Source organism: Halorussus ruber, from assembly GCF_004765785.1.
Taxonomy (GTDB): domain Archaea; phylum Halobacteriota; class Halobacteria; order Halobacteriales; family Haladaptataceae; genus Halorussus; species Halorussus ruber.
This window is the reverse complement of the sequence record NZ_SBIT01000019.1, coordinates 1-26,365: the sequence shown is the minus strand read 5'-3', so window position 1 is coordinate 26,365 and position 26,365 is coordinate 1. Positions and strand designations below refer to the sequence as shown.

The 26,365-nt window shown below is 57.9% G+C and carries 22 protein-coding genes; 18 read left to right on the top strand and 4 right to left on the bottom strand.

Annotated features, from left to right (window positions below; genetic code table 11):
* Window positions 1-67 precede the first annotated feature (67 nt).
* The 9 genes from EPL01_RS20220 to EPL01_RS20180 all read left to right on the top strand — a co-directional run bounded on the left by EPL01_RS20220 (window position 68) and on the right by EPL01_RS20180 (window position 12,806).
* Window positions 68-772, top strand: coding sequence for a hypothetical protein (locus EPL01_RS20220; RefSeq protein ID WP_210424209.1), 705 nt, complete (start codon window positions 68-70; stop codon window positions 770-772).
* Window positions 772-1,968, top strand: coding sequence for a TrbL/VirB6 family protein (locus EPL01_RS20215; RefSeq protein WP_135827094.1), 1,197 nt, complete (start codon window positions 772-774; stop codon window positions 1,966-1,968). Before EPL01_RS20220 ends, EPL01_RS20215 begins: the two co-directional genes overlap by 1 nt.
* Window positions 1,969-1,974: 6 nt before the next feature.
* Window positions 1,975-5,253, top strand: coding sequence for a VirB4 family type IV secretion system protein (locus EPL01_RS20210; protein ID WP_135827093.1), 3,279 nt, complete (start codon window positions 1,975-1,977; stop codon window positions 5,251-5,253).
* Window positions 5,246-6,379: a DUF8128 domain-containing protein gene (locus EPL01_RS20205; protein ID WP_135827092.1), complete on the top strand. Its 1,134-nt coding sequence runs from the start codon at window positions 5,246-5,248 to the stop codon at window positions 6,377-6,379. Before EPL01_RS20210 ends, EPL01_RS20205 begins: the two co-directional genes overlap by 8 nt.
* Entirely contained in the window at window positions 6,369-9,410 is a 3,042-nt protein-coding gene (locus EPL01_RS20200; RefSeq protein ID WP_135827091.1) for a type IV secretion system DNA-binding domain-containing protein, read from the top strand. The genes EPL01_RS20205 and EPL01_RS20200 overlap by 11 nt, the downstream gene beginning before the upstream one ends.
* A gap of 354 nt (window positions 9,411-9,764) precedes the next feature.
* Window positions 9,765-11,036 carry a phage NrS-1 polymerase family protein gene (locus EPL01_RS20195; protein ID WP_135827090.1) on the top strand — a complete coding sequence of 424 codons (1,272 nt, stop codon included), beginning with the start codon at window positions 9,765-9,767 and terminating at the stop codon, window positions 11,034-11,036.
* 136 nt (window positions 11,037-11,172) lie between these two features.
* Window positions 11,173-11,724, top strand: a complete 552-nt coding sequence (locus tag EPL01_RS20190; protein WP_135827089.1) for a TrmB family transcriptional regulator — start codon at window positions 11,173-11,175, stop codon at window positions 11,722-11,724.
* Window positions 11,725-11,801: 77 nt separating this feature from the next.
* Entirely contained in the window at window positions 11,802-12,176 is a 375-nt protein-coding gene (locus tag EPL01_RS20185; protein WP_210424208.1) for a hypothetical protein, read from the top strand.
* 207 nt (window positions 12,177-12,383) lie between these two features.
* On the top strand, window positions 12,384-12,806 hold the full coding sequence (locus EPL01_RS20180) for a DUF8030 family protein (protein ID WP_135827088.1): 423 nt from the start codon (window positions 12,384-12,386) through the stop codon (window positions 12,804-12,806).
* Window positions 12,807-13,055: 249 nt separating this feature from the next.
* Here the strand turns inward: EPL01_RS20180 and EPL01_RS20175 are convergent, their stop codons facing one another.
* Complete coding sequence (locus EPL01_RS20175) at window positions 13,056-14,012, bottom strand: hypothetical protein (RefSeq protein WP_135827087.1); 957 nt, start codon at window positions 14,010-14,012, stop codon at window positions 13,056-13,058.
* A gap of 195 nt (window positions 14,013-14,207) precedes the next feature.
* On the opposite strand from EPL01_RS20175, the gene EPL01_RS20170 reads away from it, so the two are divergent.
* Both EPL01_RS20170 and EPL01_RS20165 read left to right on the top strand, forming a co-directional pair.
* Window positions 14,208-14,807, top strand: a complete 600-nt coding sequence (locus EPL01_RS20170) for a TrmB family transcriptional regulator (protein WP_135827086.1) — start codon at window positions 14,208-14,210, stop codon at window positions 14,805-14,807.
* Entirely contained in the window at window positions 14,804-15,313 is a 510-nt protein-coding gene (locus tag EPL01_RS20165) for a PIN domain-containing protein (protein WP_135827085.1), read from the top strand. Before EPL01_RS20170 ends, EPL01_RS20165 begins: the two co-directional genes overlap by 4 nt.
* A 167-nt stretch (window positions 15,314-15,480) precedes the next feature.
* On the opposite strand, the gene EPL01_RS20160 is transcribed toward EPL01_RS20165, so the two are convergent.
* The gene (locus tag EPL01_RS20160; protein ID WP_210424207.1) at window positions 15,481-16,809 is read right to left on the bottom strand and encodes an outer membrane protein assembly factor BamB family protein; all 1,329 of its coding nucleotides are present in this window, start codon (window positions 16,807-16,809) and stop codon (window positions 15,481-15,483) included.
* Between the two features lie 546 nt (window positions 16,810-17,355).
* Here EPL01_RS20160 and EPL01_RS20150 point away from each other — a divergent pair.
* Complete coding sequence (locus EPL01_RS20150) at window positions 17,356-18,252, top strand: DNA-binding protein (RefSeq protein ID WP_135827084.1); 897 nt, start codon at window positions 17,356-17,358, stop codon at window positions 18,250-18,252.
* Between the two features lie 214 nt (window positions 18,253-18,466).
* Here the strand turns inward: EPL01_RS20150 and EPL01_RS20145 are convergent, their stop codons facing one another.
* Both EPL01_RS20145 and EPL01_RS20140 read right to left on the bottom strand, forming a co-directional pair.
* A complete protein-coding gene (locus EPL01_RS20145) occupies window positions 18,467-18,838 on the bottom strand; it encodes a hypothetical protein (RefSeq protein WP_135827083.1) in 372 nt (123 codons plus the stop codon).
* 442 nt (window positions 18,839-19,280) lie between these two features.
* The gene (locus EPL01_RS20140) at window positions 19,281-21,230 is read right to left on the bottom strand and encodes a hypothetical protein (protein WP_135827082.1); all 1,950 of its coding nucleotides are present in this window, start codon (window positions 21,228-21,230) and stop codon (window positions 19,281-19,283) included.
* 154 nt (window positions 21,231-21,384) lie between these two features.
* Between EPL01_RS20140 and EPL01_RS20135 the strand changes: the two genes are divergently transcribed.
* The 6 genes from EPL01_RS20135 to EPL01_RS20110 form a co-directional block, all read left to right on the top strand.
* The gene (locus tag EPL01_RS20135) at window positions 21,385-22,314 is read left to right on the top strand and encodes a transcription initiation factor IIB (protein WP_135827081.1); all 930 of its coding nucleotides are present in this window, start codon (window positions 21,385-21,387) and stop codon (window positions 22,312-22,314) included.
* Window positions 22,315-22,403: 89 nt separating this feature from the next.
* Window positions 22,404-23,294: a biosurfactant protein 1 gene (locus tag EPL01_RS20130; protein WP_135827080.1), complete on the top strand. Its 891-nt coding sequence runs from the start codon at window positions 22,404-22,406 to the stop codon at window positions 23,292-23,294.
* A gap of 192 nt (window positions 23,295-23,486) precedes the next feature.
* On the top strand, window positions 23,487-23,978 hold the full coding sequence (locus EPL01_RS20125) for a DUF7995 family protein (RefSeq protein ID WP_135827079.1): 492 nt from the start codon (window positions 23,487-23,489) through the stop codon (window positions 23,976-23,978).
* Window positions 23,979-24,178: 200 nt separating this feature from the next.
* Window positions 24,179-25,117, top strand: coding sequence for a MarR family transcriptional regulator (locus EPL01_RS20120; RefSeq protein WP_135827078.1), 939 nt, complete (start codon window positions 24,179-24,181; stop codon window positions 25,115-25,117).
* The gene (locus tag EPL01_RS20115) at window positions 25,114-25,974 is read left to right on the top strand and encodes a hypothetical protein (protein WP_135827077.1); all 861 of its coding nucleotides are present in this window, start codon (window positions 25,114-25,116) and stop codon (window positions 25,972-25,974) included. The genes EPL01_RS20120 and EPL01_RS20115 overlap by 4 nt, the downstream gene beginning before the upstream one ends.
* Before the next feature lie 82 nt (window positions 25,975-26,056).
* On the top strand, window positions 26,057-26,365 hold a 309-nt coding region (locus EPL01_RS20110; protein ID WP_135827076.1), incomplete at its 3' end, for a DUF6166 domain-containing protein.

Sequence of the window (26,365 nt, the reverse complement as noted above, 5' to 3'; positions counted from 1 at the left end):
TAACAGCACAAGTTCTAGTACATCTCCTGCCTCTGGAAGTGACACCAACGTCTTTGAGCGCGTCGGAATGGTCGAGACGGATCTCGTTGTCAAACTCGCCAGCGATACAGAGGTAGATTCGGTGAACCTCCTCAACCCTGCCGGTGACATGAACGCGCTCCAGCAAGTTCAGGAAGGAGTGACACAGGTATCGTTTCAGCTACTCGGTGAGACCGAAGATGGGTACACGCCAGGTGACTACCGCGTGGTCGCTGTCGCTAGTGATGAGACTATTGGTGAGACGACGATTTCCCTCCAACCCGAGCTCATGATTACAGACCTCAAGTGGGCGCGGAATCACCCGGATATGGCCTGGGAGAGGGATAGATCGACATGGGAACAACACGCTGCGTTCACTATCGAGAATACAGGGAATGCACCATCATTCCTTACGAAGACCCGGTGGTCGAACGCCCCGCTCTGTCGAGTCAAGTCTCAGGAGACAATGGAGTTCGGTCACGGTGCTCTTCTTCCCGCTGGTGAGGCAACGGTCGTCTACTCGTCAGCGCCAATCTACCAAACAGAAGGGCGTCTCGGCATGGGAGCGCACGTGAACTGTGACGAACTTGGGACGGCCCCTCTCACCGTCACCGGAGTTGTCCAAGCCGGGGTGAACCCGTCGTACTCACAGATAATCGAATACGGCGGGACAAACAACTCATGCGAGTTGTCTATTGTCGACGGTGGTCCGACTGACCCGGCCCAAACGACCTCGAACAGGAGTGATGCTTGATGGGGTGGTTTGAAGAGCAGGTTGAGGACGCCATTAAGAACGTCCTCGCGGGCGTAAAAGATGCGCTTCTTGGGTTTGCGAACGACATCTTCGAGGCGCTCCTCAATCCCATCGTTGGCGTTCCAGCACCGAAATCTAACTCCAGGTACATCGTCGTCGGTACACCCGATAATGCACCATGGCAGAGCCTATATGCCGATTTCTATCTCCAGTACATCCTGCCGCTAACGATTATATTGCTCGTTATCGGGCTCGCGTACATTGGCCTTCGGTCCGGATCAGTCAGTCACTATCGCCGCAAGCGTCTCGTCCGACGTATTGGTCTCGTGTTTCTCGGGTCGTTCGTTTGGTTCCCCCTTGTATCGCTTCCGCTCCAGTTTATCAATGCGATAGGACTCACCCTTTCCCCGGTCGACAGCATGTCGGTTGGATTAGGGAGCCTTGTCGAGTCAGCAGTTGGTGGCCTCTTCGTCGTGCTCACTATGGCAATCGTCACGAACGCCCTGCTTATTATCGCAGCTCTCGTCTACGGCCTCCGATGGCTTGGAATCCTTGTACTGACGTTACTAATTCCGTTGCTGGGGGTCTTCTGGGCACTTGATATATGGCCGCTCAGTCCAGTCTCAGAAATCGCTCGCCGTGCAGCGGGTATATATCCGGGTCTCGTTCTTTCGGGACTTCCTGCTGCAGTTCTCTTCCGGATCGGCTGGCAGATGGATCTCACAGCAGGTGCAAGTGGTATCTTCTCGCTGTTCCTCGGACTCATTCTCATCCCCGCAGCTTGTCTTGCCTCGATTATGACTGTCTACTGGTCCTCCCCTGCAATCAGAACAATTGCTCGTAAGGGCGCGATCAAGACGAATCCGGCGACCGCTGCCTCAGCGGCGAAGAAGGGAACTGGGAAATCGGTTCGTGGTGCCCGCAACGTCCATCGCGGGTACGCTCAGAACGCACACGGTCCGGTCACGAAGAGTGGGCAGACGCAGCTTGGCAGCGGCGACTCGAACGCTTACAAACTGGGGTCGTCTGCTCAGTCCGCGAAGGAACACGCAGGCCGCTACAACGACCGCCGGAAGTCGGAGTCCGGCCGGATGCGTGACCAAGCAAAAGCAGACGTAACAGACGCGACGCAGGCGGCGAAGGCGCGATCCAAGCAGGCATTCAGAAACACGAAAGAGAAGGTTTCACGGTGGTAATTTCTTATGAGTACCAACACTGACGATCACGAGTATAGTGCACGACGAATTCATCAGTCGCTCGGCGGGACGACCGCGTTCTTCCGCGGCTACACTCTCGGTGAACTCATGCTGTTCGTCGGTGTGGCGTTCGTCACGCTCATCGGCGCAGCACTCGTCCCGGCGACATTCACGATTCCACTCCTCGGGCTCGGCATCATGCTCAGCCTTCTCCTCGGGTTGCTCCACAAGGTAAAGCCCTCTTACCTGTGGTTGACCGAATGGCTGGCCGCACGCCTTGGCTGGGCAGTCAAGAACAAGGAGTACACTCACGGCGAAGACAACAGCGACGTCCGTTACCTAACCCGCGTTGGACAGGTCTTCCCGCACGCTATCGAACGGTCGGACGGCGCGCTCGTCGGTGCAATGCGAGTAGAGCCAGCGAACATGGCACTTGAAGACGACGAGGCGTGGGCAAAAGCCGTCGAGTCGCTCTCCGAGTTCGTCAATTCGACCGTCGACTTCCCCGTGAAGCTCTACATCACCAGTCGAGAGGTTGATCAGGACGATGTTGTCCGCGATCACCAGCATCGCCTCGGTGACGCCGACGTTCGCTCTCGCCCCGTCCTCAAGCGACTACTTGAAGAGTACATCACCACCAACACCAACCAGAACGGCGATATCGACTCCGAGAGTACGACCATCCGCGAATACTACATCATCACCGCCGTTCGTGATGCCGACGTCGAACAACTTGACGAAACCGGCGATAGTGTCCTCGCCTATCTCGCTGATGTTCCTGTCTTGGGACGTGTATTTAGCCGGTTCCAGTCTGACGGACTCTCTGAGGCCGAACGCGACCGCCTCAAAGAGGACAAGTTAGAATCACGTCTCGGCCAGATTCGCCGCGGTGGGTCGTCACTCTACCGATGTTCGATGAGTCCGGTCGACGCCTACGACCTCGCTCGCGTGACGAAAGAATACTGGACAGGCCATACCGAGGAGTACGACGATATCGCTAACGCCATCGGGACGTTTCCGGTTGTCGCACACGGTCTTAGCGACGACGTGCCGTCGACTCCCGACCCAGACAGTGTCATTGATGCAATGGACGACAGCGAGGACATCAACGCCACAGAACCAGATACCGAGACGAATGTCGCCTCTAAGGACCGTCTCGATGATGCCTCGACGATGCACCAGTCGGTCGTTGCACCATCGGCTGTTGACTGGGAGACGACCTACGCTGTCCTCAACGACGAGACGTACGTCCGCACATTCTGGATCGAGCAGTTCCCGGAAAAACCTGCCAATGGGATACTGGAGCGTCTCCTGCTAGAGACGGACCTACAGACGGACATCAGCATCCACCTTGACCCATTCGATACCCAATCGGCCGAGGACATGATGGCCGATTGGATCTCAGATCTGAAGGTCAATCAGCACGACGCGAACAGCCTCAAAGCCGAGGACTTGCAGAAGGACATCGACCGCGGGAAGTTCATGCGGTCGCTCGTCCGGGCGAACAAGGCGTCGTTCTACCGCGGCGGCGTCTTCATTCGCCTCTCCGCCGAGAGCAAGCAGGAACTCGACAACCAGACGACGCGCCTCCGTTCAATCGTCAAGGACGCTCCTGCAAACTGTACGCTCAAGGTGGCGAACCGCTGGCAGGAGAAAGGGCTTGCGACGGTATCACCGCTCGGTGCGAACGAACTCGGCCGTGACCGAATGTCGACGCTGACCAATCAGGCAGTCGGCGCGATGTTCCCGTTCTCCTCGAACTACATGATGATGGACGACGGCGTTGAGTACGGCTACCACGGCCACAACGGGTCGCCCGTCCGCATCAATCCGTGGGATCTCGAAACCGGCCATAGCGAACTCGTCGTCGGAATGCCCGGCGCTGGGAAGACGTTCGGCGATATCATGCGTCACTTGCGGATGATGAAACGCCAGCAGGAGATGATGCTGGTCATGATCGACCCGGTCGGCGGGTTCAAAGGAATCGCCGACGCGCTCAACGCGAAGACAATCTCCGTTGGGGGAGACACACAACTAAACCCGCTAGAGATTCGTGAGACGCCCCAGGAAGTCCTCGAATCTGACGACAGCATCTCACCGTTGTCTGCGAAGAAAGACGAGGTGTACGCCGTACTTGAGAACTTCCTGACCGCACGCGATATCAACCTCGGAACCGAAACGGGTGTTCTTTCGTACGTCATCGACGAGGCCTACCGGCAGGCCGGAGTTGTTGAAGACGACGTTTCGACGCACACGCCTGAGAACTCGCCGACCATGACGGATGTGCATCGAATTCTTGCGGACATCGCTGAGAATCCGGACGAACACAATATCGCTACGTCCGAGTCTGCCCGCGAGCGCGCCGCCCAGTACGCCGACGAACTCGCCATCGCATTCCAACCATTCCGTGAAGGAGGCGCGTACGCGAATCTCTCAGAGCGCTCGGAGATCGATATCCTCGAAGGTGACAACAAGGTCGTCTACATCGACCTCGGCCAAATTGAGGGAAGTGCATCGGGTATTGACCGCCAGACGTTCCTGATGCAGTTGCTCCTCTCGACGGTTTACCAGCAGGCGAAGAAGACCGACCGGAACGTCGAACTCGCAATCGACGAGGCTCACTACCTCTTCGAGGACCAGGCGAATCTCGATTTCCTCGAAACCGCGTTCCGTCACCAGCGCCACGCTGGCCTTCGGATGGTGTTGCTCTCACAGACCGCCCAAGAGTTCTACGAGACCGACCAAGCCGAGAAAATCATCGGTATGTGTCCGATCAAGGTCTTCCACAAATTGCCGGACTTAGACGAGGAAACGGCAGACAAGATTGGGCTGACTCGTGAGCAACGAAAGTACGTCCGGAGTGCCGACGCTGGCAAGGAAGACCTCGGGTATAGTCAGGCGCTTGTCCGCGTTGAGGAACACGGGACGTACCCATTACACGTCGTGGCCGACGAGTTCGAGAAGCGTGTCATCGACTACGAACCCGACGATCGGGAGTTCATCCAGCAGGCAATTAACGCTGAGCCTGAGGAGTTCGTCACCTTCGAGGAGTTCGTCGAGAATGAGGCCCGCCGCAACGCACTCACCAATCGATTCGACCTCCGTGAGGAAGAAGCGACGCGTCTCCTCGAAGACGACTTCTCACAGCAAGAAGTCGTGGATGCAGTCGTTGCACAGACACTCGGAACCAGGACGTCCGAAGCAACTGCTCGGATGGATGGTGGAAGCGCACCGGCAGAGAGCGACCAAACTGAAACAATGACCGAGGAGGACGACCATGTCTAAACTCAGCCAGATTCTCTTCGGGTCGTCCCAGTACGATGCAACACAACTCCAGATTGACGACCCGTTCGTCCAGCGACCGGAGAGTACGCCCGGTGTCCTCCTCCGGATTCGGCCGTTCAAAGAGAATCAAGGCGTGGTCGACGGTGCAGGCCTCCTGCAATCAGTCCACGACGTGACCACGAACTTCCGAGGAAAGAACACGAGCGACCACCATTCCTTCGAGGTCTGGTTCGACGAGGGCAAGATCAAGTTCTACATGCACGCCGCGACCGAGGCGGCCGCCGACAAGTTCCGTCGCCGCGTCGGCAACAACTATGCCAACAGCGAGGTCTTCCCCGTCGAGGACGGCCACGCATTCCCCAGAATCGCCCCCGACGAGTACGTCGCTGGGGCGTGGCTGAAGATGGAGAAGATACCCTACTACCCGATTCGCCACTACAACAGCCAGGAGTTCGAAGCCGACCCGTACGGCGAAATCACTAGTGAGATGCTCTCGCTTGACGACAGCAAGGTCGTCACACAGGTCGTGTTCCGACCAGCAAAGCAATCGTGGACGAGTGGTGACCGATTCAAGCACAACAGCGTTGATGACTTGGCTCACGCCCTCCGCCAGGGAACCTCGGTCGGGTGGTTGAATCCACGAACCCGGCCAGCCAGTCAGAAGGACAAGCAGGCCGCGAAAACCATCGAACAACAGCGTGGCCAGCAGGCGTTCCACGTCAATATCCGTATTCTCGCAGTCTCTCCGGACAAGGAGGAAGCCGAGGCCCGTGCTCACGGGGTTGCCGGGATGTTCCGGAATTACTACAACGGCATCACCGAGCAGGGCCTCGATGATACGCCAGTCTGGCACCGGACTGAGAACAAACGAGCGCAGAAACTCCACGACCACATCACCCGAATGGCCGACCGTGACTGGATCGACCGGCGGATGATTATGACTGTCGATGAACTCGCCGGGGTTGCACACATCCCGAACGACGACATCGAAACGCCGAATATTGACTGGCGGCACACTCAGCGCGGCGATCGGATTCCTGCCGACGCAGGCCACTACGACCGGCCCACCGACGACGGTCCGTCTACCGATTACAACCCAGAAGACAGAGGAAACAATGGTGTTTGACCGATTCTTCGATAGAAGCGACTCTGCAGAACAGACGACCGACGACCAAGCACAGCCTGAGTCATCGACGCCTGGCGACGATAGTTCAGCGTCCGACTCTTCAAAAGCTGCTCAGTCGCGTCTCGGCGAGGTGTACGATATCACCGAGCGAGATACGACGTACGTCGGTGGAAAGCCAGCGATTACCGACACAGCTACCGAGGGCCTTGTTGCAGGCTCGTACATCCGTGAGATGCTCGAGTCGGGTGCCAACACGTCGTCTGCCCCGCTCTGGATTGGCTACAACGAAGACCCCCAACGCGGCTTTCGAGAAGCCCCGCTCCAGTTCGAATCACTCTTCCGCCATATCTGGATCACGGGCACGACCGGCTACGGGAAAACCACCGAGATGGAGAATATGATGGTCCAATGGGCGAACACTGGCTACGGTTTCGTCTACTTCGACCCGAAAGGCCGTGATTCCCGAGAACTCCTCCGGAAACTCCCTGCAGATCGCCTTGACGACGTAGTCTGGATCGAACCCGGTTCGTCCGAGTTCAACAAGACGGTCGGACTCAACTTCCTCGAAGTACCGGACTGTGACACCGAGGAGGAGCGTGAAAACGAGATCGAGAATCGCATCGAGAATCTGAAGGCGATTTTCGATACCGACGAGTACTGGGGGATCAACATGGAGTCGATTACCGAGTCGATGGGTCGGGCGATGATGCAGTCCGAGAAACCGTTCTCGGTGATCGATATGTACTTCACGCTGTTGAACGCCGAGCGCCGCGAGGAGTTTGCGGCCAACGTCGAGGACCCCTACGTCCGCGAGTTCTGTATCGAAATCGCCCAGATGGACGACGAAACGGTGCGGCCAATCCTAAAACGCATCAAGTCGTGGGTGGAGAACTCGGTCATCCGTCGGATTATCTCCCACCGCGAGAGCACTATCGACTTCCGGGATATCATCGACAACGACCGCATCGTCATCGTCCGTACGCCCGTCGAGAACACGGACATCAAGAAGATGATTACGCTCGGCGTGATGCGCAATCTCTGGAGCGCAATCCAACAGCGGTCGTACGAACACGACAATGACCCCGAGCCGTACTTCGTCCTCTGCGACGAGTTCGACGACATCGCAAGTGACAACCTCGACATCGAATCGATGCTCGCTCGCGCCCGGTCGATGCGTCTCTCCGTGACGCTTGCGTCCCAGTATCCATCGCAGTTCGACGACGAGACACTTAAAGCGATGCAGAACAACTGCGACAACCTCATCGCCTTCTCAGTGAACGACGTGGACGACGCCCGCCTGTTGATGAAGCGGTTCCGCGACTACACGGCCGAGGACCTCATCTCGACCGACCAGTACAAAGCGTGGACAAAACTCCCACTCGACGGTGGTCGCTACTCAGAACCGGTCCTGCTCAATTCTTTCCCACCGTATCCACCGCTCCGGTCAACTGAGGCGGTTGACGACATCATCGAGCAGAGTTTAGAGCGGTATGGGACGGAGCCGCTGACTGACGAGGAGATTATGCAAAACCTCGTTTACAGCGACTCGAATGAAGCGGCCACTCCGACACAGATACTGGACAGGACGATGGCCGAGGCGATTCGCGCAGTCCAGATTCGAGAAGGTGTGCGAGACGAGAATGGTTGGATAGATGTCGCCGCCGTCGACGATGAACTCGCGGTCCGCCTCGACAATCAGGACGCCGATATCGATTACAAGCACGAGGACTTGCCCGACGTGCGCGACGCCTCGGGGCTGATGGAAGTCAAACTGAAAAATGACGATATCGTGGTCCGACTTACTGACGATGGAGAGACGATGGTCGAGCCAGAGACGGGGTCGGTTCGATCTGCGGGTGGTGAAACTCATGATGCAGTTCTCGTCGATACCGAGTCAGCACTCACCGAGCGTGGGTTTAGCGTCGAGATTGTCGAACAGGACGGGAGTGAGCAACCCGACGCCGTCGCAACGCATCCGGACCACGACACCGTGTTCAATATCGAAGCCGAGACCACGACACCAGATCGCCCCGTGAAGGTTCTGCAGAATTTCAAGCGCGCCCACGACGCAGACCGAACGCCCATCTTGGTTGTTCGGCCGGGTGAGTCGGAGACGAAATGGGCAACACGAGTTGAGAACATCCTCTCACCGCCATTCCGTGAGCGCGCAGATGGGACCGAGCAGTTCTACAACTGTGACGAGGTCGTCACCTTCGGCGGTGGCGCGACCGCCCACGGCGGCGTGACCGCGGTCCGACCGTGTACCTCCGACACGAACCGGACAGTCTGGACGCGCGACGGTGACGAGCGTGTACTCTCTGACGGCGAGACAGAGTTCGCCCGTGTACCAGACGAGGCAACGCTCTCGAAAGATAGTGTTCCGGCCTACTACAGTTACGACCGCGAAACCGGACAGTACACCGTTCATAAACCCGGCGAAACACACGTCTACGACGGAAAAGACGAGTTCGAGACAGACTGGACACCAATCAAGCGCCCGTTCATCCCGAGTGACGAACTGCCGGAGACGACTGTTCCGCGAGACAGCTACGTCGTACTAGTTCTACCTGAAGACGGCAGTCCGACGCTCTTCCAGGAGGGCGAGACCTATGCGCTTTCAGAGAATCCCGGCCCTGCGGATTTGTGGCTGGACGCTCCGACCGACAATTCAGGTCAGTCCGAGAGCTCTACTGAGAGTGAGGCGATCTCCTCATCTCCCGAGGAAGTTGACTCCCAGCCACCTGCTGAGTCGGTGGACGTCGATCCAAGTGGCGACGGTGTCGAGGCATTCACCGCAATGTATGTCCGGCAGGTGGACGAGGCCAAAGTTCCACAGGAGGAACTGTTTCAGGCGTATTCCACATGGACTGATCAGCACGATATCGACGGGACGAACAAGGGATGGTTCACTCGGAAGTTGCGAAACGTCATTGAATTCGAGACTGATCGGTCGAGAGTAGACGGTGAGCGTGTCCAGTTCTACGTTGGAATCACGCTGACACAAGACGGCCAGACACTACCCGAACGATGAAATCCACAAGAAATATGATACAATGTGGGCGTGGCTTAGGAGGTACCCGTATCCGGCAGGAGCCAGATTACGATTCCCCGCAGTACAAACCTTCATACAAGCAGAATATGGGGTCCGCGCTCCCTGTCCACGCAGACTGGACAGCCAAAGAAACTGCATGGACACCCTTGTCCACGCAAAATCGCAAGATGGGAGTGCTGTCCATGCAAAACACCGACCTGAGACCAACTACTATAGAATGGGTTGCACCCGTTGGACAGGTGCGTGGACAGTCTATCGGTCAAGAGTCGTTCTATCATCATCGTGATGGTGGGTGCATGATGTGCCGAGAAAGTTTCACGAAGAGGATTAAGGATGAATTCTGAATCACCAGTTGCGGTATCGGAACTACCAGATGAATTGGCCGAGCGCGATCAATGGGTGTGCTGGAAAGAGGAGCAACGGGACGGGAAAATGACGAAGATTCCGGTGACACCGGGAAGTGGTGAGTTCGCATCTTCGACGGATTCGGAGACATGGACAGGGTTCGAGACCGCCCTCGACTACGTCCAAACGGGGAACGCGGCCGGCATCGGGTTCGTCTTTACCGATGATGATCCGATCGTCGGCGTGGACCTCGACGACTGCCGGGACCCCGAAACCGGAGATGCTGATGACGCGGCGTTGGACATTATCGACCGCCTCGACTCGTACACGGAGGTGTCGCCGTCCGGCACCGGCTATCACGTGCTCATCAAAGGTGACCTCCCCGACGGTCGGAACCGGCGGGGGAGTTTCGAGCTGTACGATACGGCGCGGTTCTTCACCGTCACCGGCGACCATGTCGAGGAGACACCGATGCGGGTTGCACGACGGCAGGACGCGCTCGCGGCGATCCATCGTGAGTATGTCCAAGACACCGACGACGACTCGGAGGCCGACTCTGACCGGCGTGGGAACGCTGACGAGGGGTCCGCGGCAGATGGGCCGAGTGAGGTTGACGTTGACCTCGAGGATGAAGAACTGCTTGAGAAGGCGATGGACGCGTCAAACGGCGCGAAGTTCGAGCGCCTTTGGAAGGGGAGTACAGGCGGGTACGACAGCCAGTCGGAGGCCGACATGGCACTCTGCAATCTGCTTGCGTTCTGGACTGGTGGCGACCAAACGCGGATGGACGATCTGTTCCGCCAGTCGGGTCTGCTTCGGGACAAATGGGACGAGGTCCACTACGCAGACGGGTCGACGTACGGGGAGAAGACTATCGAGCGAGCAGTTGGAAACACCTCCGACTTCTACGACCCAGAACCGAGGGAGGAATCGACCCAGGCCTCTGCCTCGACCGGGGACTTATCCGCTGACGCCGGCCGTGACGACTCAGCCCGGAGTCAAGCGTATCTCACCGAGAAGAATCGGCTATTGAACGAGCGCGTCGAAGAGCTAGAGACACTCCTCGAATGGAAGAACGACCGCATTGACGAACTCGAAGCAGAAGTCGAGCGGCTCACAGCCGAACTTACACAGCGTGACCAAGCGACAGATCAGACCCACGAAGAGCGTACTGTTGATGGGAGTCCGGATGATGAGGAATCACAGTCGGAGTCTGTCTGGGGGCGGACGAAGCAGTTGTTCGGAAACGACTCCGAGTAATAGTTTTTGTGCGCCAGAACGGTGAGGCGCACTCTGTACGAGATTTTCGAGGACGCTATGACTGACCCATCGTAGAGTGCTAAATAATTCGCACTAGTGCGAAACTATTAGTGTAGCCATGACGAAGACACAACCCATGAGTAAGAAAGAACCCCGCTGGCCCGAGAACACGGATGCAGCAGAACGTGTCCACTATGTCGCGCTAACGCGGACAGAACCACGTAACGCAGGATGGATCGCTGAAGAAGCAGATGTCTCACGCGATACCGCTGTGAAGTATCTTGAGCGGATGGTCGAACAGGGTGATCTAGAGGTCGTCGAGACAAACGAGGGCAAGAGCTACAAGCCGGATAGCGTCACGCAGTTCCTCCGTGAGGTCCGTGAACTTGCGGAAGCACACACACTCGACGAACTCACGCACGAACTCAATGCAGTCGGTGAGGAGGTCGATGCGTGGAAGGACACCTACGAAATTGAGTCGCTCGCAGAACTGCGCCAGAGCATCGGCCGTGATGACTTGACTGGCGACGAACGTCGTGAACGCCTCGAAATCATCGAAGAGTGGGAATACAACATTGAGATGCGTGAATCAATTCAACTCGCAATTAGCCTCAAGAGTTCACTTACGACATTAGGTGCTGAGTCGCTTGGTGATGAGTCGTCTACAAAGCTTCCGCAGGAAGGATAACAAGATAGATGGTGCTATTGCTTGCTGGTGGTCGGGGATTTACCCGACGAGAAGGCCTTCGTCGTATCAAAGAACGAATGGAGAACGTCCCTGGGTTCCACGATGTGCGATATGACCCCTCGCGGATTCGGCCACGAACCGTCGTTGCAGACGTCGATGTGGAACTATTACTTGGCGAGTCATTCCCTCGGACGGATGCTAAAGTGGAGGTCCTCTGGCGGCCACGTGAGGGAACTGACGTGCAGCGCGTTCATTGGGCGGACGATGTCGTGAATCTCGGCTGGCACAAAGACGATGACCATCCAGACCTCGGAACAACGCATTTCCAGCTCGAAACTGATGATGAATCAGTCCATGAACCGGGAGTGATAGAGGTTGAAGCCCCGCTCAGCTTCCTCGAAGTCTGTCTCGATCGACTTCCGGACGAGCTTCAGCAAACAAGTGACTATTGACCTGATTAAGCGCTCTCTGTACCTCCAGAATTATCCAAAGAAGAGCTAGAGCACACCGATGGCTCTCTCCGGCCGAGGGGCCATCAAACGACGAACGTCTGTCGCCGACATATCAGAATACACTCATTGGATGCTGTTGCGATTCACAGTGGAGTTTGTCGCCCCCGAGAGGGGTGAGGGGCTGTAGTAAGTGCCCACTCAACAACCATGTCTTCAGAACACGAGCAACAGCAATCACGACTCCATGGCGAGCAAACTGAGCAACTGAGCGAAGAACCGTGGGCAGATCTCGAACTGACGATTCCCCACAACAGAAGTCCGACTTCCATCATCTCCTTTGTTGAGTGCGTACTCGTCGAACTCACCCACGAAGACGTCGGTGCCGAGTACGTCTCGACAAGCGTAGCGGGCATGAAGCGGACGCAGTTCATCGCCGTCGACGACGTCGGTGAGGTATTCCAGAAGCGGTATTACGACGAACGTCTCGGCTGGCACGAAACAACAGTCAACCGCAAAGCAGTTCGCGACGAGTTAGTCAATCGCCTCTCACGGTCGTCCTCGAAACGAACCAACGAGACGCCGAACGCAGACACAGATACATTCCACGTGAAGCCCGAACATCAGTTCTAGACCGTCACTGGTTAACCAACACAGAACCGTAGTCCTTCGTAGTGTTGGTTAAACACGTTGGAACTAGCAGTTTGGACGCACCTAAGAGGCCGAAGCACGTGGATGCGCGCCAGCGTGATTCCCATAACCAATATAGACGCATTCGATAATACACTTCGTGCTTGCGTCGTCGGGGCACGTTGAGCGTCCAGCCTTTTTCAGTCCCACCTGTCGTCTGTTATGGCTCCCGCTCCCTAAGCGGCCCCTCGTTCAACCTGCCGTCGTCTGAAACGCGTCGCGCTGGACGACGAGCGTCGTCCAGTACACGTCACCCTGATACCGAACCAGATACGTGCCGCTCAGATCACCCTCGCCGTCCTCGTCGAGTCCATGGGCCTGTTCGTGACCGCGAAACTGATCGGCGAGCGCCACAAGCGCATCAGATGGCGTTTCGTCGGGGCCGACAATGTACTGCCCCTCTGTAATCGCCGTTTCGACGATGTCCCGCTGGGCGTCCGGAAGCCCCGTGAGTTCGAACGCAAACCGCTCACGCATCTGTTGGCCGTAATCGGCGGCCGTCGCCACCTGTTCGGCAGTATATCGATAGGTGTTCAGGGTCGTGTCGTAGGCGTCGTCGACGACCCATTCGGCTTCAGTACCGTTGTCCCAGGTGATGTACGAGTACTCTGACTCAGGGACGAGGACAGATTGCTCGCGTTCGGCGTCCGTGTAGAGGAATGTCGTCCCAATACCGACCGGATCACCATCAGCGAGCCCGTGACCGGCAAATTCATTCTGGTCGACCTCGGGGAGATCCGCGAACTGAATGGCTTCTGCCTTGGTCACTGAGCCTGTGACGATATCCACTTTTACGGAGTACCTCGTGGCAGGGGTTTCCTCAATTACGTCGTGGGACAGCTCGTAGACGCCCTCCTGGTAGGCGATATGTCGTTGTTCGGGGAGTGGCGGCCGTGTCGCCTTCGTTGTCGCACCGCCGTTGAGAATCCGATCGAACAGTTGGTCAGTCGCGTCGTCGCCTTCAGCTGAGCGGACTGTATAGAGTACCTCTGTCGGGAGTTCCGCGTCAGCAATCGTCGTTAGTTCAAGTCTCGCTGTAGAGACTTCCGCGACGGCGTTTTCCCCACTGAACCCGCCGGAACTGGTACAGCCAGCGACGATTGCAGGGAGAGACGTGGCGGCGGTCGCGAGGAGGGCGCGGCGGCGCATAGTCGTGACTCCTCGGAGATGCTGGAAAAGCTTTGTGTCGGGTCGCGCCGAGAGGCGTGTAGCGCGCGTCAGCGTACCTGGGCGGGTTGGCGACGTACCGGACGCGCTACCCCGAGGAGCACCTCGTCGCGGCGCTGGCGGAGTGACCCCAACACTCTTTACTGTTTCGCTGTAAACTGTAATCAAGAACGGCCCGTGTCACGCACCTCAAACCGCGCCGACGGGGACATCGTCCGCGACTTTCTCTCGGTCGCGGACCTCCTCGAAGAGCCACAGCTAGCCCAACTGTACGCGTATCTCGCTCGTGAGGGCGAGGCCACTGTCCAGAACGTGATGGACGACCTTGAACTCGCACAGGGTACCGCATACAGCTACGTCAACCGACTCGTCGACGCCAACGTCGTCGAAGTCACGCAGGATGAGCAGCCACGCCAGTATGCCGCCCGTGAGATAGACCTGACCGTGACGACGGCTGCCGGGGACCGCAAGTACAAGATCACGCCGGCGCTCATCGACGCGGTCGGCTGTCGCGAGACGAACGCTGACATCGACACCTACATCGACCGCCACGGCGTCGCCGGCCTCGCGACGGCGCTTACCTACGCCATTGCCCGCGAACGCGGCGAGGTGACCCACCGGCTGATGGCCGAGGATCTCGATATCTCGCCGCTGGCTGCGGAGATGATTCTCCAAGCGCTCCGGCCTGTCGTCCACGAGCACTACGATATCGAAGCGTCGGGAGCATCGCTCGACGAGTTGGATATTGACGACGGCGACGCAGTTGGCGACGCGTGAGCGCGCTTCATATCGCCGACACCGGCCTGTTCGTCGCGATGGGGCAGCCGTCGAACAGCCGGTACCAGGCTGTTCGGCGATTCGCTCGCCGGAACGACGTCACCTTCGTCTTACCGGAACGCGTGTACGAGGAGTTGACCGTCGACGACCCTGACGTCGAAACGCCGCCCGTCGACGCCGCGATCAACGAGGGGTGGGTGACGGTTGCGCCGCCGCTCGAGTTCTCGGAGCCAATCGTCTCACGGGTGATGGATGGCGTCCAGCGGTACATCGCGAACGCCGACGACCGCCCAGCAGACGAGGTCGAGCGGGCTGATCCTGCCCTTGCCGCGTTGGCAGCCCAGCAGCTCAGTAATGGAGTAGTGACCGAGGTGTATATCTACACGACCGATACCCTTGCCGGCGAGGGAGCCGAGGCCGTGCTCGCGAGTGAGGGATACGAGGACTCGATCACATTTGTGAATGGATTCCGGTTCATCGAGGATCTCCTGACGGACGACAACTGACAAGCCGACGTTCAATGATACGAGAGTCACGATACTCGAACGTCCTTATCCGCTCAGCATCCTGTGACCGCGCGGGACTCCGTCTCAGACCCTCAGTCGCTTCGCTCACAAGAACGCTATTGCGCTCGCAACCGACTATTCTAGAGGGCACCACGCAAGCATCTAGACTACGATTCACGGATTGCCAATAACTGGCTATCGTAATTGTGGCCAGGGTTTGTCTGAACATACGCCGTGTCTCCAATGATAACCAGAGACCCAGTACGTGCACCGACCTCTAACTGCCAGCGGCGTGTTCCATCCGCAGTTGCGACAGCGGCAAGCTCCTTACCTTGATTGATATAAACGGTATCGCCAGCGACCGTAGGTGATCTGACAGCACCGGTATTGGTCCGGTATGTCCATCTGTGGCTTCCGTCGCTCGCAACGAGAGCATGTAACCGGCCGGTATCGGCATCTGGATACCACTCACCGACGTATAGCGTACCGTCTGCGTATGCCGGAGGGGTGAGTGTTTTCCGAGGAAGTTCCCACTCCCACACAACAGCCCCCGATTCGGCCTCAAGTGCGAATAACTTCTCTGTCCCCGACCACTCCGAATCATCGAACCCGACCGAAACGTGTGGCTTCAATGCTGAGACGAAGACGTAGTCGGCACCTGCGACAACGTGACCTTTTAGAAACCAACCATCTCCGACCGTTAACTCTCTAGTCCACTCTCGGTCGCCTGTCGACCGATTAACTGCGTACACCTCTCGTGTCTGCTGGTAGCTGTCGTTCATGTCGAACGTGAACGCGCGCTCGGCGGTGACTGCTGGCGTCGCCCAGTCAGTCCGCCACGTCGGGCCATCCTCGGTGTCAACGACGTGCTTCCCGAGCGTAGCTGTCCACTCAATAGCTCCTGTCGCCGCCTCACACGCAATTATGCCGCGGTTCGAGCCGAGGTAGACAGACCTATCGGCGACGGTTGGGCCAATCGGTGGCCGCTCCCCGCTAGAGGCCGTGATCCCATCTTCACGGACCCACGCTTGGTTGCCGGTCGCCGTATCTAGCGCGTGGAGTCGGACCACGTTGCCCTGCTGGCGCGTGATGACGAGCAACAAATCCTCGTAGAGGGCTGGAGCCCACCGCATCGGCGGGAGTTCGGTATTCGACCACTGTTCTGTGCCATCCGTGGACGCAAGCGCAAATGCGGTTCCGTCAGTCCACGCCTCGGTGAAGTAGAGGGCATCGTCGACGACAGGTGGGTAGACAGGTCGGTCACCGAGACTAGTCCACGCTATAGAGGCCCCGTCGCGAGGACCGCGTGTGTCCGGCGTATGGGAGGTGTTCTGGGCGTCGTGGGCAACTTGCGGCCATATGCCCGCGCCGATGTTATCGTCGGTTGATGACTTTGCGTTTTGATCGTCAGAATCGCCGCGCATCGGGGTGAGGCAGCCAGCGACTACGCTTGTCGTGACGCCACCTATCGTAGTGAGGGCAGTCCGGCGTTGCATAGTTCAACCTGCGTAATAATCGGTATTTGTCTTCCGGTTAGTGAAATCACCATTTGTGTCTCCGTATCCCCCGTCTGAAGAAGACACTCTGTTTATTTCAGCTGGGATACTGATTAGTGGCAGTTGAAGGCCTCTAATCACCGAGGTTGCCTTTATTGAGTACGGCCCGCCCCGCTCGCCGCTTTCCGGCCGCCGCATCGCTCGCGACCGACCATTCCGGGCGTGCGGGCGCTCTCCGCACCGCGAGCGCCCGGTCCGGGCTAAAATGCATCTGGTCTCGACGCCAGCGGGTATCCGTCGGGGGTTGCGCGCCGTGGGTGCTCACCCCGCGACGCATACTCCGCTGGACGCTCGCAGCGGCCGGGTCGCCGCGCGGTGTTGGATGAGTCGCCTTCTCGGACGCGCTCTCGCTCGCGCCCCAAAGGGGCGCGCGAAGGCGCGAGCGAGAGCGCAGATGAGTCTGTTGGGTGTAGTTGTCGAGGAAATCCGCGATGTTGAGGCATCGCGGTGTCGGGCGCGTGAACGCCTTCAGGTGCAAGTACACCAATGTCTAGTAACAACGCAAGCGGCAAGGTCGTTTCGGTCGATGAACAGGCACTCGAACAGGCGGACGAAGCGGAGGTCGATGCGGACGGGTTCGAGGTCGTGGACGAGACGCCGGAGTTCAAGGCGACGGTCAAGCAGGAGACCCAAGCGAAGGTGGATGCGAATCACCCAGACGGAATCGTCGAAACGGATGAGGAGCGGATCCAAGGTGCGACCCTCGAACAGGAAGAGCGCATCAATGCACGAGAAGCGGAACTAGAGCGAATTAGTGCCAAAGCCGAACTCGGAACGCAGGACGGACGGGCAAAGCGGGCGCGAGATATCGCGGCAGAGCGGAGCAAGGAGCGGCGTCGAGAGTTCCAGAAGCGGGCGGCGAGCGTAGACCCAATGGCGGACCCAGACCGTCTAGACCCACGTGAGGAGCTATCCCAAGATGAGCTAGCGAGCGTGAACGAGCAGACACAGCGATTAAGCGAGAAGTTGGATGGGTGGACGAGAGCGGCGATCAGTCGGCGATTGGCCGAGCGCGTGGTCGAAGGGGCGAGCATGATGAGTGCGGTCGTCGGCGTTCACGGAGAATTGCAGACAGCGCCGGGACACGTGATTCCAATCGGCAAGCTTGAAGACGTGAATCGCAAGGAGGTGAGCATCTCCGGACGTGTCGAGACGTTGTGGGAACCCTCGCATCCCAGTATAGCACAAGTCGGGCTCATCGAAGACGAAAGCGGGCGAACTCGGGTCACGGTCTGGGAGAACTCGAATGCGCCGTGGATGGAGGAAGGCGAGCGCGTGTGCATCCGTGGGGCGGCTCGGAACTGGTACGAAGGACGTGTCTCCCTCGCCGTGACTGGGTGGACGACTATCCAGTTCCCTGAGCGCGGTCGCTGGTGGGAGTAGCGCGCTAAGCAGTTTCTTTCTTTTTTGATACCGTCCACCCGACGCCCGCCGCCCCACCCTCCGCTCCGTGCTCACTTCGTTGCGCGCGCAGCCACGACCTTGACAGCGAAATGTACTCTCTTTCATGCCGAGAAAGAAACTCTAGAGAGAACGGAGAAAACTACTGTCAGTTATTCAATTTTGTTGCGACGAGACGAACTCGAAGAGGGCAGACCTACTCAAACGTGGGGTAACTCCGGCCACCCTGCTCAAAGTAGGCCGCCTCGACAATGTCGTCGATCTCTACGTCGGTGAGGACGTCTCGCATTCCAGTCTGGCGGAACAGCCGACGAACCTGGCTGAACCGGTAGTTCGTGTAGAAACTCAGGTCGAAGACGAGGGCCCGAGCAGCCCTTTCGGCCGAGTCGTAGTCTCGGGCCGACTGCTGCCAGTTGCCCTTCACGATGGGCATGATGCGGTCGCTGTTGGCCGCAGTCTGGAGCATAGTCCAGACCTCATCGTCGCTGAGCGGTTGCTCGAACCGCGGAGTCGATCGATACCTCGATTCAGTCGTGTCCGCGTTGCGGACAGGGTGTTCTGTCGTCATGGTCGAAGGTGGCGCGCTCGTCGCAACTTCGCGACGGGCGCGCTCCACTACCGTAGAGGCGCGCCCCCGCGGCGGCCCGCCTCGCGGCGAAAGGTCGGTATCCGACAATTCTGGAAGGAGGGGATAGGACAGTAGTGAGGAAGAAACGGATTGCCAGGGTAGTGGAAGAAGGAAAGGTTGGGTACAGGTAGGAATTAGGGGATTAATCTGAGGGGATCCGTATAGAGAATTATACGTGGTAGCTCAGTTTCCGAGGTACTGGAGGAAAGGCCAAGTAGCAGGGATTGGGAGACGGTGAACGTTCTACTTGGTTGGTAGACGGGATTCGGAAAACGCCGCGAGGCGGGCCGCCGCGAACTGCTTTCGATTTACCGCCGATTCGACGGGGGACCACGAGACGGGGGATATAAATCTTCCGTGCCAATGGAACGCAGGTCGGCTTTCACTGGGACGACGTCAAGTCATTGCTCTCGGGGAGGTCAACGGCAGCAGTATGTGGAACGTCGCCGAGGTCGGTCCCCTGCCAGCAGTAGGGTTGGGTATCGTTGCGCTCGACAACGCCTTCCCGATGGAGTCGTTTGAGACAGTCCCGAGTGTGTTTCTCTCCGACCGTGACTGTGTCTCGTGACGCGATGTCACCAGCCGTTCCCGGACCGTCGTCGTGAAGCGAGTAGAGAATACTGCGTTCACCTTCTCTACGTGACCGGATATCGACCGCGGACGGGTCGGTAGCTACCATCTCTGCCAACCAGTCGGGAATTGCAGACGTGTGGATGTAGACCGTCGCCGGGGACGTTCGTCCAAACCGAAGGACTGCTTGGGCGACCTCGTGTTCTCGGTAATGGCGAAGGAACGGGTTTCCGGGGATGCCGTAATCAAGTTCGTTTCCTTTCGTTTGTTCGTCACGGACTGCAGTATACCCTTCTAAGGCTGCAGTAATCTGAATCGCGCGGTCCCCCGGATGTCGGGAGCCGAGGATGATACCTACGTCGGTACCCTCGAAGTCGTTACTGCTTCGGAGGTTCCCGTAGTGTTTCGAGTCCTCAATCTGCTCTGCTACTCGGTCAGGGTAAACGAACGCTTCAGACGAAACGTTCTCGAAAAGTTGGTCTTCCGCCGCCAGTGTCGTGATGACATTGGGCTTCGTCTCATGCCGGTTGGCAACGCCCTCGATGAGTCCGTAGTCGTCGTTCTCGTTCACATGTTCGCCACTACTATACGGTTTCACCGACGTCGTCGTCTGGACGAACGTGTACCCGACGACTTCGGTGAGGTACTGTTTCCGACAGTCGTTACAGAGGACGCGCCACGACTCGATATCGTCGGCTCCAAGTCGCCCTTGCCAGAGTCGTTCAACGGGCGTCCCGTCGAGACCGACGACCGCACGCGTCCCGGAAAGGTCAGGTGCGCGCCGAACGACGAGTCGTGATTCTTTCTGGTCGTAGACAACGCTCGCACCGTCCGGTAATTCAGCGTAATCGAGTTGAGCTTCCGAGCGGAGCGTATCGTCCCAGTCGTGACCTGACGCTTCGCCGATTGTCGGGCCATCGAGTTCAAGGAATGCGAAGACGGCCGTCGGTGCTTCGACGTGACCACCCTCGTCGCGTATCGCTTCTGTCTGCTGGTCGAGACTGTCGCTGTCGGTCAGGAAGTCACGAATCGTCTCGTGTTGGGGTGCGAATCCATCCTTGTTGCCCGCCACGAGGCGGAGTTGTTCGTAATTGTCTATCGGGAGTTCGTCCCGATTGGCGAGGAACGCCGAGACGTACTCGGCGAGGTCCGAAGCGTCGAACTCGGTCTGGTACGTCTCTTGAGGGTCCTCGTCGAAGATCACGACGCGGTCTTCGACGACATCTTCCAGTCCGGCGTGTGCTGGCCCTCCGATGACCACGTCTGCAGATTCGACTACGTCTCGTCGGGCGAGGTACGGACAGTCCTTGCCGTCCATGCAGGGAAGTGTGTCGCGAAAATAGTGGTGGAGGTACGTCGGCGACGCGCCCCGAGCGCGGTACTCGCTGAGGCGGTCCTTCCATCGCTCGCCGTGTTCGCCTCGTTTCGTCGGACAGGTACGGTCGAAGGTGGGTATCTCGACCGGGTTCCCCTCAAAGTGGTCCTTGAGGGCGGCGAGATGGTCATCGCGCGTCTCGTATCGGTGCGTGAGTATTGCAACCTGCTCGTCAAGCTCAGCCGCGACACGCGACGCTTGATGGGTCTTCCCGATGGTTGGTAGCCCGTCGATAACGATAGGTGTCGAGTCTGCATCGTCGAGTTGCGTCTCGATAGCCGACCGGATACCGTCACGGCAGGCGGCCCGAACAGCGTCTTTCGTCAGTTCTTCGCTGTCGGCGACGCGGGCACCGCGACAGCACGCTCGTTCCTCGGTCTCGGCCATTCACTCAGACTGGTTACGCCGCTGTGATTTAACGCTTATGCGGTACTGATCGGACTACTATTTCGGATATGGATGAGCCGAGGCTGATTTTTATACACCCCACGAGGGGCGAGGGTGTCGAGTCGGCGATATCCTCGAACAAGTCGTGATATCTATGGCAAGTAGTGCTATCTACGAGACGGCGTTCGACGAGGACGTACAGAACGATACAACGAACCAATGCCCGGAGTGCGACGGACAGGTCACCACCAACGTCGCAGAGACCGTCTGTGAGGAGTGTGGACTCGTTCTCGAAGACGAACGCATCGACCACGGGCCGGAGTGGCGGTCGTTCAGTAACGACGAACAGAACCGAGAGCGTACAGGTGCGCCGCTGACGACGACGCGCCACGACCGCGGTCTCTCGACGGAAATCGGGCGTGGGACCGACGCGAACGGAAATGACCTGTCCGGGCGAAAGCGACGACAACTCGGTCGACTCCGCCGGGAACAGTCCCGCGGGCGCTTCCAATCGAAGGCCGAGCGCAACCTCGCACACGGCCTCGGGGAGGTCCGCCGTATCAGTAGCGCGCTCGGCCTCGCCGAGACGATTCGTGACCAAGCATGCCAACTCTTCCGGAGCGCCCAGAATGAAGACCTGCTTCGGGGTCAGTCAATCGAGGCGATGGCGGCGGCAAGCGTCCACGGCGCATGTCGATGTAACGGCCTCTCGCGAACATTCGATGACGTTACTGAGCCAGCTCGTGTCGAGCAGGCCCGAGTGAGGACTGCGTATCAGACGCTGAATACGGAGCTCGGCCTTCCAGCCCAACCGGTGAGGCCGAGTGGATTCATTCCCCAGTTAGCCTCCGAGCTCAACATCCCCGACCGAATCAGGAATCGTGCCCGGCAGTTAGCAGAACAGGCAGAATCAGCAGGTGCCGTTTCAGGCGTTGATCCGACAGGATTCGCCGCCGCATGTTTATACAAAGCGGGATGTGACGCAGGCCGCTTGATGGTCCAATCAGACGTCGCACGGGCCGCGAATGTCTCGACGGTGACCATCCGTACCCACCGAGACACATTGAACGAACTCGTTATGTAAATGCGCGTGTTCCCCTAATTCGCGGGCCTCAATAGGTTGACCAAGGGCTATCGTTTAAATACGAAGACGCAGCAGTACTACATTACTTGATGACTCAGCGGGACTCAGACCACGAAGAACTTCGGCCGCTCGGCGAAGCAACGCATGTTCCCGACGACAAACTCTCTAACAGTAGTGACGAGGAGTCGAGCCAACAGCGACTAGATGCAGTCGCTACAAGATATCCAAACGAGACGACAGTAACGGAGAGCGAGTGTTCCTCATGTGGAGCAACTATTCCTTCGAGTCGGACCAAATGTCGGTTCTGTCTGGTGAACCACCTCGATAACTCCGAAGAGGACCAGTCGAGTTCAGATACCGAGTGGACACTGCTTCACGTTGTTCATCTAGTCGTGGAAGCATCGACGTTCGACAGCGCCGTCGCGAAGGGGACTGCGGCGGCGGGCCTCCTCGTGAAGGCCGACAGAGACCCCGCGGTCGACGACTGCCAACTAATCTCCGAGTTCGACGAAGAGCCTGCCTCACAACTTGCCAGCGAATGGCCTTCGCTTCCCGAAGCAGTACGGATTACGTCCAACTCGGGGAGACAGCTACTCGAGACTGCCCGTGAACTGACGGAGTGGCAGGACACGACGCAGTCAGGTCACAACGGCGAACATGCGACGTTCCTCTACGACGAAAGCGGACATAGCGTTCACGATGAACATCGTCTTATGACGCTTCTTGAGGACACAGACGACGTGTGGCTGGTCCCCGCAATTGCACTCCAGCGATCTGTCGAAGAGACCACGGTTGACAGCCAGCAACGCGAGCGACCGAACAGGAGACAATTAGAGTGTCGTGAGTGCGACCGTGATACGAGGCACCGATTCCTCGACTTCGAGACCGTCCCTGACGACAAGTGGAGTGGTCAGCCGATGTGGGAATGCCGGGTATGTAGGCTGCCTCGATACGGGCCAGAACCCAAAGCAGACCAGTAGACAGTGGGACAATCTTAACCAACAGTCGAGCGCGTATTTCGGCATTTGTTGGTTAACTGCAGTCCCACTCACCACTCCTTTCCAGTTGGACGATGTCGGTCCGTGGTTTTTCTGCGCCGGCGATGAGTGCCGGCGCATCAACCAGTAGCGCGGCATGTAGTCGTGTGCGTCGGCGAACCGAAGTGAGAACCAATGCATATGGTGATTTACAGCTTGGTAGAGGCATCGACACGAGACGAAGCACTCGCGACTGGAAAGACGGTATTCGACCGACTCGTCGGGGCCAGCCCACACGCAGATGCTGTGTTCGACTACTACGTAACGTTTGACGAGTCGGGCACGTCAGTCGCTGGGAAGGCCCGGTGGGGCGACCTGCCAGTAGCCGTTCCTGTGGAATCCGACGATGGTCAGGAATTGCTGGAACGTGGGTGGGAGGCAACGAAGAGCGAGTTCGAGCGGAACCTTGACCGCGTCCGGGACGCGCTTGAGGAATTGAGCGGCGAGGAGATCATGCGTGATGAAGGGCTTGCCCGACATGCGTTCCACCAAGTCGGCGCGTACGACGGCCCCACCATCTTCCTGTACGACGAACATGGGAGCGGTATTCGGCATCGAGACCAGCTTGACCGTATCCTCGACGAGGGCGAGAATCTCTGGATTGTTCCAGCAGACGTTCACTACTGAGTGCCCGAGCTAGCCAGGGAACGTGACGGAGTGACCGCGATGAGTTTTTCGTTCTCCCTGAGGGGTGCATGAAGTCCGAGTTACTGTGGAGCGACCAACGGATCGATATTCGAGTACCGGTGGCTGAAACAAAACCCGAAACCGATGTTTGTAAACTAAAGCCGAAGACTCTTATATACTGCTTTAGTATCTCTTACCAGATGATGGGGGAAGCGCATCTTCGAGTCCTCGACGCATTGACCGAGGACCGATCGATTACAGCCCTTCACGAGCAAACGAGCTATAGCATGGGCCGCGTCCACGAAGTGGTCGAAGAGTTAGAGCAGAACGGCCTCGTCGTGACGAAACGCGGAAATCGCAATCGAAGAGTGGCTTCAGCCACAGAAACAGCCGTGTTTCGCGCCTACCGGCGACTCCAAAGCCAACACCCCCATATCGATTTTTCGGAGATTCTCTCTCGACGCACCCTCCATGTCTGCTGGTTTCTGGACCAACCCCGGAAAGTGAGCGAGATTGCAGACCGACTCCCGATAACACGCCAGCGGGTCTACCAACTCCTTGCACCACTGCAAGAGCGTGCAATGCTTACCAAAGACGGAACCCAGTACAAGATTGCAGACGACCTCACGGACCTCGTCGAATTTGCTCGGGCATTCGTCGACCACGAACACGCACACCGAGCGAGAGAAGACGCCCCAAGCGCAGTCGTTCTGTGGAGTACCCCCGCGGAAGCACTCGTGTCCGTCGAAGCGAAACAGGACCGAGAACAGCTCGTAGATACGGATAATTGGGCAGTATCAGGGCTTGTACGGTACGAAGAATACGGCCTCACCTTCTTTGGTGCGAACCAACCGCCGGTCTTCTACTCCGAACTCGACACCGAGATTACTGTCGAACAGCTCGTCTGTCACACACTCGTCGCCAAGACCGACAGCCGGCGGACGAGCTACGCACTCCTCCTACTGACGACGACCGCATTTGATGAAGAGCAATTACGCACAACTGCAACGGAATACGGCTTGACTGGACTCATTGAAGATATGCTTTCGTTCCTCCACGGTGAACCAACTAGCTCGGAGTATATCCCAACTACACGTGATTTCGAGGCACTCAAACAGCAATACGAGGTCTCACCATGAGTCCGTTTAGTGGCCGTGAGGCAATCACCGAATTTCTCCAAGACGTGGATAACCAGCTTGACCAGAGCGTCGAGGTCTATCTCGTCGGTGGAAGCGCGATGACTGCACACCAGCTGAAAGATCAGACAAAAGACATCGACCTTGTGCTCGGCGTTTCCGCGGAATTCGAGCTCGTTCGAGATGCTCTCCTCGATATGGGGTTTGTCATTGAGAATGAGCCGACCTCAGAGTTCGAGGATGTTGGACGGACATTAGAGTTGGCTAGTGAGACGGGTGTTCAGGTGGACTTGTTCGAGGAGCAGATCGTCGGGAAGCTTCGGCTCTCGACGAAGATGCGCGAACGCGCAGAGCGAATATACGGAGGAGAGTCAGTTGCTGGTTTCACGCTCTCAAAAGGGGATATGTTCCTCCTGAAAGGCGTTGCAGGTCGTGGATACGACCCCGAAGATATGCTCGCGCTTGTGCGGTCTGGCCTGCAGTTTAGCGTTGTCGGAGAAGAGCTTGAGGCACAACTCCCGGTCAATTCAGGGACTGTCGAGGCTCACCAACTGTACAGCTACTCTCATCCCCTTATGACGTTTGAGCAGACAATTACGCGATTCGATGGGCTTCCCTCGGGGTTCACCGACCGAGTCGAAGCACTCGCAGACCGTGCCTTCACCGAGCAGGCCGTCATCGAACATCTCCAAACTGGCTCTCTGGAAATCGAGGTTCTGTATCGGGAAGTTACAGACAACGACGACTCCATTGACCGGCCAGAAACTGTCCGGAAGGCAGTCACCACTCTTGCTGAAAAGGGGATTGTCGAGCGGGATGGAGCGGACGTCTCGCTAGCCGAGGAGATCTCGCTTCCATAAACGCTAGGCCAGAAGCGACCGCGGTGAGTTTTTCACCCCCTGAGGAGTGCAGGGGACTCGAAGTAGTCCCTCGAATCGAATCATGAGTGGAACAACCGACTCGCAATCGCTCGAACAGACACGGCCAAACCAGAAACAGGATATCGTCTACGTCGGCTACCGGCGACGCGGACGCGCTGTCGTAGAAAAACAACCCGGTCAAGAGCGGGTGACACCAGAACCAAGCCTCGAACTGGCGAACCACAGTCCCTCGGGCTTCAGCTGGGGATATAGTGGAAGTGGCCCGTCGCAACTTGCGCTAGCACTCTTGCTGGACTATACCGGCGACGAGGATGTCGCACTAGCCCACTACACTGGGTTCAAAAACCGGGTCGTGAGCCAGTTAGACTGC

Bases quoted from the DNA above. Each gene is read 5' to 3' on its own strand.
- EPL01_RS20115 (WP_135827077.1), top strand. From the start codon at position 25,114: ATGAGTCCGTTTAGTGGCCGTGAGGCAATCACCGAATTTCTCCAAGAC.
- EPL01_RS20185 (WP_210424208.1), top strand. From the start codon at position 11,802: ATGGAGAACGTCCCTGGGTTCCACGATGTGCGATATGACCCCTCGCGG.
- EPL01_RS20130 (WP_135827080.1), top strand. From the start codon at position 22,404: ATGACTCAGCGGGACTCAGACCACGAAGAACTTCGGCCGCTCGGCGAA.
- EPL01_RS20125 (WP_135827079.1), top strand. From the start codon at position 23,487: ATGCATATGGTGATTTACAGCTTGGTAGAGGCATCGACACGAGACGAA.
- EPL01_RS20195 (WP_135827090.1), top strand. From the start codon at position 9,765: ATGAATTCTGAATCACCAGTTGCGGTATCGGAACTACCAGATGAATTG.
- EPL01_RS20145 (WP_135827083.1), bottom strand. From the start codon at position 18,838: ATGACGACAGAACACCCTGTCCGCAACGCGGACACGACTGAATCGAGG.
- EPL01_RS20220 (WP_210424209.1), top strand. From the start codon at position 68: ATGGTCGAGACGGATCTCGTTGTCAAACTCGCCAGCGATACAGAGGTA.
- EPL01_RS20205 (WP_135827092.1), top strand. From the start codon at position 5,246: ATGTCTAAACTCAGCCAGATTCTCTTCGGGTCGTCCCAGTACGATGCA.
- EPL01_RS20140 (WP_135827082.1), bottom strand. From the start codon at position 21,230: ATGGCCGAGACCGAGGAACGAGCGTGCTGTCGCGGTGCCCGCGTCGCC.
- EPL01_RS20120 (WP_135827078.1), top strand. From the start codon at position 24,179: ATGATGGGGGAAGCGCATCTTCGAGTCCTCGACGCATTGACCGAGGAC.
- EPL01_RS20200 (WP_135827091.1), top strand. From the start codon at position 6,369: ATGGTGTTTGACCGATTCTTCGATAGAAGCGACTCTGCAGAACAGACG.
- EPL01_RS20150 (WP_135827084.1), top strand. From the start codon at position 17,356: ATGTCTAGTAACAACGCAAGCGGCAAGGTCGTTTCGGTCGATGAACAG.
- EPL01_RS20215 (WP_135827094.1), top strand. From the start codon at position 772: ATGGGGTGGTTTGAAGAGCAGGTTGAGGACGCCATTAAGAACGTCCTC.
- EPL01_RS20180 (WP_135827088.1), top strand. From the start codon at position 12,384: ATGTCTTCAGAACACGAGCAACAGCAATCACGACTCCATGGCGAGCAA.
- EPL01_RS20135 (WP_135827081.1), top strand. From the start codon at position 21,385: ATGGCAAGTAGTGCTATCTACGAGACGGCGTTCGACGAGGACGTACAG.
- EPL01_RS20160 (WP_210424207.1), bottom strand. From the start codon at position 16,809: ATGCAACGCCGGACTGCCCTCACTACGATAGGTGGCGTCACGACAAGC.
- EPL01_RS20210 (WP_135827093.1), top strand. From the start codon at position 1,975: ATGAGTACCAACACTGACGATCACGAGTATAGTGCACGACGAATTCAT.
- EPL01_RS20190 (WP_135827089.1), top strand. From the start codon at position 11,173: ATGAGTAAGAAAGAACCCCGCTGGCCCGAGAACACGGATGCAGCAGAA.
- EPL01_RS20175 (WP_135827087.1), bottom strand. From the start codon at position 14,012: ATGCGCCGCCGCGCCCTCCTCGCGACCGCCGCCACGTCTCTCCCTGCA.